The organism is Candidatus Harpocratesius sp., from assembly GCF_054039255.1.
The window spans coordinates 1-12095 of the sequence record NZ_JBPLBG010000012.1 but is presented as its reverse complement, the minus strand read 5'-3'; the positions used below and the strand labels follow the sequence as shown (position 1 = coordinate 12095).

Below are 12095 nucleotides of genomic sequence, written 5' to 3'. Positions count from 1 at the left end.
TAAAAGGTTTATTTGGTTATAACGGAAATCCATCGCTAGTTGAAACCACAGTATATTGGCTTTATCTTATCTTTGCCTTAATTTTCTGGAAATTGAAATTTCTTCATATCAAGAAAAAATAGATTTAATGAATTTTAAAAAGTCCTTCTCATTTTTCCTAATTTCTTTTTATAATCCATAAAATATCAATATTTTTGACCAAATCTTTTTGTCGAATTATAAAATTGTCATTTAGGAATATAAAAAAATAAAACGAAATAACTAAAATATAACGTTCGTCTCTTGTTTATTTTATATCAGAAAAATGATTTGTACGCGTTTGGAACAACACCAAAAACTTATTCGTACTATGATTCCATGTAAATCTTTTTTTTTCTTATTTTTTTATTTTATTTTATTAATGTACATCTGAAGGGTCCCAATCAGTATGTAGATTTTCGTTCCAAGAATTCATGGTTTGCATATCTTCTACATCAATTGAAAAATCGAAAATAGATGCATTTTCTTCAATTCTATCCAATCTTTGTGATTTTGGTATTGGAACTACTCCTTTTTGAATACACCATCGGAGCATTAATTGTGCTGTTGTTTTATGATATTTTTCGGCTAATTTTTTCAAACCTTCATGATGGAGCATATAACCATTTGTTAATGGAGAATAAGCTTCAAGAAGAATATTATTATTTTTGCAAAAACTGAGAAGTTCTGTGAGATTTAAAAATGGGTTAAACTCTACTTGGTTCACAAATGGAATTACGCTCGCGTTTTCTAAAATTTCATTCAAATGGGGGATGTAATAATTACTTACTCCAATCGCGCGACATAATCCTTCATCGTACAGATGTTCTAAAGCTTTCCATGTATCTTTACGCTTTACAGGTACAGGCCAGTGAATTAAATATAGGTCGATGTAATCTACTTGTAGTTTCTTCCGACTTCGTTCAAATGCATCTAGCGTCGATTTATATCCTTGTTCTGTATTCCATACTTTAGAAGTGATGATGATTTCATCGCGATTTATTGATGATTCTCGAATGACATTACCAATATCTTTCTCATTTCCATAAAATGAAGCAGTATCTATCAATCGATATCCGATTTTTAATGCATGACTTAAAGCTTTTGTGAGTGTAGATCCTCTTAAAGCATAAGTTCCTAAACCTAATGGTGGTATTGATAATTCTTTTGTTAAAGATATTCGAGAAGAGATTGATTCTGTCATCTAGATGCTCCTTTTACAGATATGTCAAAGAAAGAAAAATCCGAAATTCCATCGGATGCCTTCTTCATGAAATTTAACTCGATTCGCTCTTATAAATATTATGCAAAAATCAATTTTTTCTATGAATTAATTATTACTTGATTATCATTTCTCTAGAGAAAAAGTTATAAGTATCCCACATAAATTATTTTATAGTTTCATTTATGTGAGTGAATAAAAAAAAATAAGTTGATTCTATGCAAGAATTTTCGAAATCTGAATCAGAACGCCTTAGTTTTACTGGCTCATCATCTAAACCTGATGAACGTGACTTAATCCAAAAAAGAATTGTTATTATTGACCAAAGGATTAAATGGTTGATGAAAGTCCGGAATACTTTAGAAATCCAACTAAGGAAATTTGATAATAAATAAAAAATAAAGAAATTTTGATGAATTACAAGAATAATTGGGCATTTTATTGATCTTGGTATTATTTGATATGCTTCTTAAAAATTTCCTGTTAATCTGAAATAGTTCATGTACATGAATATTTAGAATATGATACTGTAATCTCTGTTCGAATTACTTTAAAAAAGAAACCAGTTAATTTTTGAGAACCATTAGGCACATCACAGTCCGAATATTTTAAAATTAGAAAAAATAATTGTGATGAAAATTATGAAGGAAATGTGTGCTTTTTAGAATAAAAGAAAGAAAAGAAAGAATAAAAGGAAAAGAAAAGAAAGAATAAAAGAAAAGAAAAGAAAGAATAAAAAGAAAAGAAAAGAATTTATGCTACTTTAATTGTCTTTTGTTAATACAACTTCCTGTTTTAAGAGCTTCTCCTTAATAGGATCCCAGAAAATCTGATTGTAGGGTCCGCTGGTATTTATTTTTGTCCACCAAACATTGAAATTATTTTGAGGACAAACATTCATACAAGCCGAACATTTAACGCACTTGTCATCATCAATTTCTATAAAACTCTTCGATTCCCATGCAGTTTCTTGATCTTTGAAGGAAATTGCCTCCGTAGGACAAATCTGCTCGCACTTATGGCAATCGCCAGGGCATTTATTCATATAGTACTTAATAAATTCATCTTTATCGTTTGGAATTTCATAAGTTACTTCGATTTTTCCTTCCCAGTAAACATTGGCATCTCGTCCCAATTTTGAGCATGGTACTTTTTGAATTTCTAATTTTGGAATGGAATTATGTTCAATAAGTTTAAGTGTTTCTGTGGGAACTAATTCACCATCCTCGAACAACTGGATTGCGTCAAAAGGACAAAAGATTTGGCAAGTACCACACATTACACAGAGATCTGGGTCAACTGTGTCAACAACTGAAGCGTTCAAATCTTTTGGTTTGGATTCATAAACAGCAGCTGCAGGACCGAACAAAATTGCATTTTTCGGACAGACAATTGAACACTGACCACAACCAGTACATTTCATTCGATCGAGAATCAAGTCATATTGCTTGACTAGGTATTTATGGGTGATTTTAATTTCAGTATCATCTATTTTTTTTAATCGTTTAGGAAAGGCCATATTATTATCCTCGAATTTTTAAAGATAAAGTTATAATTAAGAGATATTTAATTATAGAGTTAGGGAATAAAAAAGGGTAATGGTATATCGTTAGTTATTAAATTGATTTATTAAGTCGATTTATTATCTGATTTTTCGATTGATATATGGAGTATAAGTGCGAATAAGTTTCTTAAGTATTCAGTTAAGTATTGAAAGATTGAGATTTCGTTCTAAATGGGTGAAAATCGGATCAACTGGAGTAAAGGGAGGAACACCTTTTCGCTTTGGATATCTGAGAATCCCAAGTGAAAATGGATCAATTCCCATAGCTAATCCCAAAAGTTGGGTTATATAAATCACCGGAATGGAAAATGGTGCAGAAATCTGATCTTTATAGATGCTATTAATCTCCATTTGTCCTAAATCGAATTGTAAATGACAAAAAGGACAGCAATCCACAATAATATCTACTCCTGCTTTCCGCATCGATTCTAGTTTATCACGAGTAAAATCTAAAGAAACTTCTTTTTCAGAACCTCTCAAACCTCCACCTGCACCACAACACATTAGCTTATCTCTATAATCTACGGAGGTGCATCCAGTAAGTTCGACAAGTTCATCCAAGAATGTTGGTTTTTCAAAATCATCTTTCCATGGTTTATTATGAGTTGGTTTCAAAATGTGGCATCCATAATGCACTGCGACTTTAAGTCCCAGTTTTCGAGTTATCATTTTTTTGATTTTTTCTATCCCAACATCGTGATATAAAACCCAAACAAGATGCTCTGCCTCGACTGTACCTTTAAATTCTTTTCCTATTTCTTTTAATTTATTATTGACAAAATCTCTTTTTTTAGAATTGTGTTTTAATTCAGTGTTAACATCATTTAATGTACCGTAACAACCATTACACATAATACAGAGATTTCGCTTAATGTCTTCAGCAATAGTGATATTTCTTGCTCCTAATGTGAGCCATGTATCAATATCGAACGATCGGAAAACCCCTGGTGCAGGGCAACATCCTGCTCCTTCTAATTCAACAACACCAACTTTTAAAGCATTTAATACGCTACGGGTGGCAGCATCAATGAAAGGATAGCGATTTGGGATAACACACCCAAGATACATTGCTACATTTACACCTTCTGGGATTTCTGTTAACATATTGGTTAAATTTTTTTTTAACCATTCAGCACCATGAGTTGTATAATGTTGTAATTCTTTTTTCCAAGGCCACAGAGTTGGTTCTAATCGACGAACTTCATCAAAAGCTTTCTTCGCTTCTTCCAGTTGATCTTGAGTCCAGTAAAGAATTGCTAAGTTTAACCAAGTTGTGGAATTTACCTTTTTTGAATTTGATTCAGAATAATCAATAATTTTCTTAAGAGCTATTTTTGCATATGATATTTCTCCTAATCTGAATTGTGCTAAGGCGATATTATTCCATAAAGCTTGGAAATTTGTAAAATTGATTGGATCAAAAATGGGATGATCTTCAAGTAAAGTAAATTCATTAAGAGCGTTTTGATACAAACCTTTCTGTGCTTCTATTGTGCCTAAATAGAAAGATATATATACCCAAATATTTGATTTGGAATATAATTTGTCATTCTTGGTTTTTGTATCTTTTCCATCATTCTTGTTTATTCTATTTATTTTATTCTTTTCATTGGTTTCTTGTTTTAAAATTTCCTTTGCTTCATTTAGAAATTTCTCTGCATAGTATATTTCATGGCGTTTAAAATGCAGAAATCCTAAATAGAAAAGAATTTCGGGGGATCCTGGAGAAAATCTATTAGCACTGGTGAGATAAAATAGTGCTTTTTCAAAACCATTACACATCAGGTGCACTTTTGCTAATCCTATTAAAGCTTCAATATTTTTTCCATCTAACTTAAGTGCTTCATAATAATTATTATTGGCATCACGGTAATTCTCCAATTTAAGAGCCAAATATCCCCTCTTCAAATATCCAAGAATATTAGTTGGATCTTTCTCAATCATTTTCTCAAAATAATAGCGCGCTTCGAGATATTTTTCCTGTTCAACATAGAGATCTCCAAGTTCTGAAAGATCTTCAATTGATTCTGCATATCTTCGAAGATGAAGGATTTTTTTATCAACTTCTTCCATAATAATTCTCACTAATTACGAAAAACAATAAGTTAATTTTCGTAGGATAATATTCATCTGGCGCTAATCACTATTTAAGATTTTTTTTATTTGATTATGGAATTTTGAGTGAAATTCGTGTGAAATTCTAAAATGCTGAATATAGTGTAAATTAGTTTTTTTATTGGAGGATTTTGATCACTTTTCGAAAAAGAATTTAATAATTCAAGTAAAAATAAATGAATTATTCAGATAATCGTACTTTTCTTGAAGTTAGCGAATGAATTTCAAATTAAGTTATTTTTTTCACCAAATCCAATAAATGAAGCTTTTTAAACGTTCGTTTTAACACTACACCATCAAATACCCATTTTAATTTCATGTTATCTATTGGCATGGATTTAAAATAAAAACACCATTTTCATGATTTCTTGTAGCATGAATAAGGTGGTTTTCTTACTCTTATGAGGGAAACAAATATGGAAAAAATCCAACGGAGCAATATTGTTCACATTTCGGATATCATTAGCGAAGAAATAATAAAAGACGAGGCAATGGCTTTTGTCAGGGCATGTTTTCAATGTGGGACTTGCTCTGGAGGTTGTCCATCTGGACGTAGAACTGCAATTCGTACCCGTCAAATTATTCGTCGAGTAATTTTAGGATTGGAAGAAGTGCTTTCTTCTGATGATATCTGGCTCTGCAGTACGTGTTATACATGTTTTGAACGATGTCCAAGAAGTATACCTGTTACTGACATAATTATCAAATTGCGAAATTTAGCAAGTCAACGAGGATATATGAAGCCCCCACATAAAGCTGTTACTCATATTTTAGCTGATACAGGTCATGGTGTTCCGTTGGGAACGCAAAAAGGTGGTGAACCGAATAATTGGAGTCAATTACGGGCATCATATGGATTACCGGATATTCCTCCAACAACACACAGTCACCCAGAAGCTGTTAAAGATATTCAGATTTTGATGCATGCTACTAATTTTGATAAGTTAGTTGATTGGAAACCAAAAAATAACGAATTAAAGCCAAAGGTTAAAGGAAAAAGTGAGGAAGAAAATAAGGCAAAAAGCAAGGTAAAAACAAAATCCCAATCTAAAGTCAAAGAAGAACTTAAATCTGAAAAAGAAATTGAGACCAAAACAGATTCAAAAATCAAAACAGATTCAAAAATCAAAACAGATTCTAAAACCAAAATAAAATCTAAAACCAAAATAGAAACTAATATCAAAACAGATTCTAATACCAAAATAAAATCTAAAACCAAAACAGAATCTAAAACCAAATCTGAAATTGAAACCAAGAAAACAAGCATAAATAAGAAAACCGAAACAAAAAAGAAAAAGAGTTCAAAGAAAAAGTTCCGAAAAACCCGATCTTCCAATAAAGAAACAAAAAAAAGTAAAAAGTAATTTAAATTTCGAAATTCTAAAGAGATATTATCCAATATCATAAAAACATAAAAATTCATGCTCTAACTAAAAAAAAAATTTCAACTTCCAATGAATCATTTCTCTTCGCTTAAAAGAATATAGATCACATTAGTAAATTCATTAATTTGAATAAATATAAAAAATGAGTAGAGTAAACTATGAGTAAATCTAAAACAAATACAATTTCCCCTTCTAATACTTCAGAAAGCACCGACATTCGCATTGGTGTTTATTTTTGCCATTGTGGGGTCAATATTGGCGGTGTTATCAACATGGATGAAATGGTTGATTTTGCCCAGAAACTTCCAAATGTGGTAATTGCACGCCAATATAAATTTTACTGTTCTGATAACGGCCAAGCTGAAATTGCTCGAGATATTCGTGATGGATTAGTAAATCGTGTTGTAGTTGCTGCTTGCAGTCCGCGTATGCATGAAAATACATTTAGGCGCGTTTTAGTTGATGAGGGTCTAAACCCATTCTATTTTGTCCAAGCAAATATTCGAGAACATGCTACTTGGGTAAATATGAATGATCCTGCTGGCGCCCAGCGAATTGCCCAAGATCATGTTCGTATGCAAGTGGCAAAAGCTAGGGAGCTCCGAGCCTTGAAACCACAAAAAGTCATGGTAAAACCATCTGCTTTAATTATCGGCGCAGGGATTGCTGGAATTAATACTGCATTAGATTTGGCAAATCAAGGTTTTCATGTATATTTAGTTGAAAAAGAACCGACTATTGGTGGTCATATGGCACAATTGGATAAAACTTTTCCCACAATGGACTGTTCTTCATGTATTCTTACTCCAAAAATGGTCGAAATTTCACGTAGTTCTAACATAACAGTTATGGCTTATTCAGAAATAGAACATGTAGATGGATATGTTGGAAATTTTCAAGTGCAAATTCGAAAGAAAGCTCATTATGTGGATCAATTGAAATGCACAGGGTGCGGAGAATGTTCTCAACATTGCCCAGTTTCTGTTGGAAATAAATTTGATTTAGGGCTTAGTCATAGAAAAGCCATTTATATTCCATTTCCTCAAGCTGTTCCTGGGTTGTATACTATTGATATGGAGCATTGTATAAAATGTGGTATATGCGCGTCTACTACCGTTTGTGAACCTCAAGCCATAAATTTTGACGATCAAGATGAAATTGATACAATTGAAGTCGGAACCATTATTGTAGCCACCGGATATGATCCAATCGATGTATCTAATCTTGGAAATTATGGGTATGGTCGATTTGAAAATGTGATTACAGGGCTTGAAATGGAAAGGAATCTTAGCAGTACAGGGCCTAATCTTGGTCATCCTGTACGCCCTTCGGATGGAACTTCCCCCAAATCGATTGTATGGATTCAATGTGTTGGAAGTCGGGATACTAGAGAAGGTTATCACCCATATTGTAGCCGAGTTTGTTGCATGTATGCGATTAAACAAGCCAGGCAGTATAAAGAAAAACACCCTGAAGCTCAATGTTATATTTTCTATATGGATATTCGCGCATTCGGTAAGGGCTATGAAGAATTTTATGAATTAGCAAGTCATGAATATGGTATCAAATTTATGCGAGGACGTTTAGCAGAAATTCAAGAAAATCCTGATAAATCGCTGTTAATTCGCGCTGAAGACACATTCCTTTCTCAACCAATTGAAATTAGTGTAGATATGGTTGTTCTTTCGATAGGTTTAGAAACGACTCATGATTCTGGAAAAATCGCTTCAATGCTTGCAATTCAAAAATCCACTGATGGTTTCTTCATGGAAGCCCATCCCAAACTTCGTCCTGTTGATTCTCTTACAGATGGAATTTTTATTGCTGGAGTCGCTCAAGGGCCAAAAGATATTCCCGATGCCGTTTCTCAAGCAAAAGGAGCAGCTGCAGGTGCGGCTATCTTAATGGCAAAAGGAGAAGTTGAAGTTGAACCATATTTTTCAATTGTACAAACTGCTCTCTGTTCAGGTTGTAGATCTTGTATAAATCAATGTCCATTTGGAGCAATTACTTTTGATGAAATCTTGCAAATTGCTCATATAAATCCAATTAAATGTAAAGGATGCGGAACTTGCGCATCAACTTGTCCGTCGAATGCAATTCTTCAAAATCATTTTACTACCAAGCAATTAATGGCCATCATTGATGGTGTTTTAGGAGATAATCAAGTATGATAAAATCAAAAATTGAAGGAAATCCTTCTTCTGAAGCGATTGATAAAGATTTTGAACCATTCATCTTGGGAATATTCTGTAATTGGTGTACCTATACCGGATGTGATCAAGCAGGAACTTCTAGAATGCAACGTCCTGCAAATTTGCGCGTTATGCGTGTTATGTGTAGCGGCAGAGTTGAACCAGAAATGGTTATTGAAGCTTTAAAACGCGGGGCAGATGGTGTTCTTATTGGTGCTTGTCATATAGGGGATTGTCACTATGTAAATGGAAACTACAAGACAGTTCGGCGTATGCCTGTTTTAGTAAACCTTATTGAGCAATATGGTTTTAATCCTAATCGTGTGTGGTTAAGACATATATCAGCATCAGAAGGTGCGGAGTTAACTGAAATTGTAAAGGAATATGTTTCTGTTCTTAAGAAAATCGGGCCGAATCCTTTAAAACAGCATAAATCTGTTCTATAATTTTAATGTAGAGAAAATTTTTTTTTTCTTCAATTTCTTGTTGATTTTGCAGATCTGACTTGATTTGAGAAGATGGAATGAAAAAACGAGTATTATCACGCATAAAAAGTTATCAAAGTCAAAATCATGAGTGTTCTTTCCGAAAAAATGCAAAATAAGGAGAATAACTTAATATTTATTCAAATAAATTCATCAAAAGAGACATTCAATTATATTTTAAAGAAATTATGACAAAATTGGTTTTTTCTTAAGGTAAATTGACTGATATTGTAAAATAATATTCAATTTCTTCCAGTTTAATGACTTATCTGATAAAAAAATTCCAAGATGTACTGGACTAACCAACAAAAACTTTAAAACTTAGTTGATCAATTCAATATTATTATTATTTTCAGAACTAAAAAAGGCAGAAAAGATCAAACAAAGATTCATGCTTTCATTATTTTTCTTAATATTCTTTTAATATTATCTTGTTTAACTTTTAATCATAATTTCCAATTAAATTTCTTAAATCGAGTTATACGTAAATCTCTGATATTAAAACTCATGGTGTGAGAAAAACATGTGAAAAAGATTAAAAAAGTGGTGAGATTTAAGAAATTTTTCGTTTTTTTAATTCATCGATTTTTAAATATATTCTATTTATTATGTTAATCAAAAAACCTTGAAAATTGAATTATTAAATATTTTAAGCGTCATAACGACTGCCTCTTGAACAGAAAATAGTTCTTCTATTAAAATCTCAAATAGAATCTCTACAGCTAAGTTATCGATCTCTCAGCATGTCCAATGACTCTAGAGCTTTTTTTTTCAACATGTCCTCTGAATCTTCTAAGGTTTGAATCAGTGGTTCGACTGCTCTTGTATCCCCTATTTTACCCAATGCCTCTGCTGCTTCTTTTCTCACCCATTCGTCTGAATCTTTTAAAGCTTCAATCAATGGTTCGACTGCTTTTGTATCCCCTATTTTACCCAATGCCTCTGCTGCTTTACTTCCTACATCTCTGTATGAATCTTCTAAGGCTTGAATCAATGGTTCGACTGCTCTTGTATTCCCTATTTCACCCAATGCCTCTGCTGCTTTACTTCGCATATCTCTGAATGGATCTTCTAAGGCTTCAATCAAGGGTTCAATAGATGTAATTCCCATCGAAAGAATTGCTTTTAAATCATTTATATAAAGAAAAGAAAAGATTTTTGCTCTTGTATCATCTAGTTTACCCAATGCCTCTGCTGCTTCTTTTCGCACCCATTCGTCTGAATCTTTTAAGGCTTTAATCAGCGGTTCGACTGCTCTTGTATCTCCTATTTTCCCTAATGCTTCTGCTGCTTTACTTTGTATATAGCTGAATGATTTTTTTAAGGCTTCAATCAGTGGTTCGATAGCTCTTGTATCTCCTATTTTCCCTAATGCTTCTGCTGCTTTACTTCGCACCCATACGTCTGAATTTTTTAAGGCTTCAATCAGTGGTTCGACTGCTCTTGTATCCTTTATTTTACCTAATGCCTCTGCTGATCTCCTTTGTACATTAAAATTTGAATCTTTTAAGGCTTCAATCAGTGGTCCAACAGCAGTAATTCCCATCGAAAGAATTGCTTTAAAATCATTTATATAAAGAAAAGAAAAGATTTTTGTTCTTGTATCTCCTGTTTTTTCTCCTAATTTACCCAAAGCTTCTCCTGTTTTTTTTTGTAGCTCTTCATTTGAATTTTTAAAAATTTTAATCAGGGGTTCAACTGCACTTGTATCTCCTATTTCACCTAATGCTTCTGCTGCATTAAATTGCACTTCTTTGTCTGAATCTTTTAAGGCTTCAATCAATGGTTCGACTGCTCTGGTATCCTTTATTTTACCTAATGCCTCTGCTACTTTTCTTCGCACATCTTTATTTGAATCTTTTAAGACTTTAATCAGTGGTTCGACAGCTCTTGTATCCTTTATTTTACCTAATGCCTCTGCTGCATTTCTTCGTACCCATTCGTCTGAATCTTTTAAGTCTTCAATCAGTGGTTCGACAGCTTTTGTATCTCCTATTTTACCTAATGCCTCTGCTGCATTTCTTCGTACCCAGATATTTGAATCTTTTAAAACTTTAATCAGTGGTTCGACAGCTTTTGTATCTCCTATTTTACCTAATGCCTCTGCTACTTTTCTTCGTACATCTTTATTTGAATCTTTTAAGACTTTAATCAGTGGTTCGACTGCTCTTGTATCCCCTATTTTACCTAAAAAATCTGCTGCATTTCTTCGTACCCAGATATTTGAATTTTTTAAGGCTTTAATCAGTGGTTCGACTGCTCTTGTATCCCCTATTTTACCTAATGCCTCTGCTGATGTTGTTCGCACATCTTTGTTTAAATCTTTTAAGCCTTGAATCAGGGGTTCAACTGCTCTTGTATCTCCTATTTTTCCTAAAGATTCTGCTGCTTTTCTTCGTATATTTTTGTTTAAATCTTTTAAAGTTTTAATCAGTGGTTCGACTGCTCTTGTATCCCCTATTTTACCTAATGCCTCTGCTGATGTTGTTCGCACATCTTTGTCTGAATCTTCTAAGGCTTCAATCAGTAGTTCAACTGCTCTTGTATCCCCTATTTTACCTAATGCCTCTGCTGATGTTGTTCGCACATCTTTGTTTAAATCTTTTAAGCCTTGAATCAGTGGTTCCACTGCTCTTGTATCTCCTATTTTTCCTAAAGACTCTGCTGCTTTTCTTCGCACATCTTTATCTGAATCTTCTAAAGCTTCAATCAGTGGTTCCACTGCTCTTGTATCTCCTATCTTACCTAAAGCCATTATTGATGTTATTCGCACATCTTTATCTGAATCTTCTAAGGCTTCAATCAAGGGTTTAACTGCTCTTATATCTCCTAGTTTACCTAAAGACTCTGCTGCATTACTTCGCACCCATTCGCCTGAATCTTCTAAGGCTTCAATCAGTGGTTCGACTGCTCTTTTATCTCCTATTTTACCTAATGCCTCTGCTGATGTTTCTCGCACATCTATGTCTGAATCTTCTAAGGCTTCAATCAGGGGTTCAACTGCTCTTATATCTCCTAGTTTACCTAATGCATCTGCTGATGTTATTCGCACATCTATGTCTGAATCTTCTAAGGCTTCAATCAGGGGTTCAACTGCTTTTTTATCTCCTA

At 33.1% G+C, this 12095-nt stretch carries 8 protein-coding genes; 4 read left to right on the top strand and 4 right to left on the bottom strand.

The genetic code is table 11. The features are described from left to right. Positions 1–397 precede the first annotated feature (397 nt). Positions 398–1222: an aldo/keto reductase gene (locus ACXLDF_RS02795; protein ID WP_457556970.1), complete on the bottom strand. Its 825-nt coding sequence runs from the start codon at positions 1220–1222 to the stop codon at positions 398–400. Positions 1223–1458: 236 nt separating this feature from the next. On the opposite strand from ACXLDF_RS02795, the gene ACXLDF_RS02790 reads away from it, so the two are divergent. Further along, positions 1459–1635, top strand: coding sequence for a hypothetical protein (locus ACXLDF_RS02790; RefSeq protein ID WP_457556969.1), 177 nt, complete (start codon positions 1459–1461; stop codon positions 1633–1635). 368 nt (positions 1636–2003) lie between these two features. Here ACXLDF_RS02790 and ACXLDF_RS02785 read toward each other — a convergent pair whose 3' ends face one another. Both ACXLDF_RS02785 and hdrB read right to left on the bottom strand, forming a co-directional pair. Then, complete coding sequence (locus ACXLDF_RS02785; RefSeq protein WP_457556968.1) at positions 2004–2759, bottom strand: 4Fe-4S binding protein; 756 nt, start codon at positions 2757–2759, stop codon at positions 2004–2006. Between the two features lie 180 nt (positions 2760–2939). Continuing rightward, positions 2940–4877 carry a CoB--CoM heterodisulfide reductase subunit B gene (hdrB, locus tag ACXLDF_RS02780; RefSeq protein ID WP_457556967.1) on the bottom strand — a complete coding sequence of 646 codons (1938 nt, stop codon included), beginning with the start codon at positions 4875–4877 and terminating at the stop codon, positions 2940–2942. 443 nt (positions 4878–5320) lie between these two features. Here hdrB and hdrC point away from each other — a divergent pair, with 443 nt between their 5' ends. From hdrC to ACXLDF_RS02765, 3 genes are all read left to right on the top strand, one after another. Then, a complete protein-coding gene (gene hdrC / locus ACXLDF_RS02775; protein ID WP_457556966.1) occupies positions 5321–6283 on the top strand; it encodes a CoB--CoM heterodisulfide reductase subunit C in 963 nt (320 codons plus the stop codon). Positions 6284–6462: 179 nt separating this feature from the next. After that, positions 6463–8478 (top strand): FAD-dependent oxidoreductase, encoded by a 2016-nt coding sequence (locus ACXLDF_RS02770; RefSeq protein ID WP_457556965.1) that lies wholly within the window; start codon positions 6463–6465, stop codon positions 8476–8478. Next, positions 8475–8945, top strand: a complete 471-nt coding sequence (locus tag ACXLDF_RS02765) for a hydrogenase iron-sulfur subunit (protein WP_457556964.1) — start codon at positions 8475–8477, stop codon at positions 8943–8945. Before ACXLDF_RS02770 ends, ACXLDF_RS02765 begins: the two co-directional genes overlap by 4 nt. Before the next feature lie 766 nt (positions 8946–9711). Here the strand turns inward: ACXLDF_RS02765 and ACXLDF_RS02760 are convergent. Further along, positions 9712–12095: HEAT repeat domain-containing protein (locus tag ACXLDF_RS02760; RefSeq protein WP_457556963.1), on the bottom strand; the 2384-nt coding region annotated here is incomplete at its 5' end.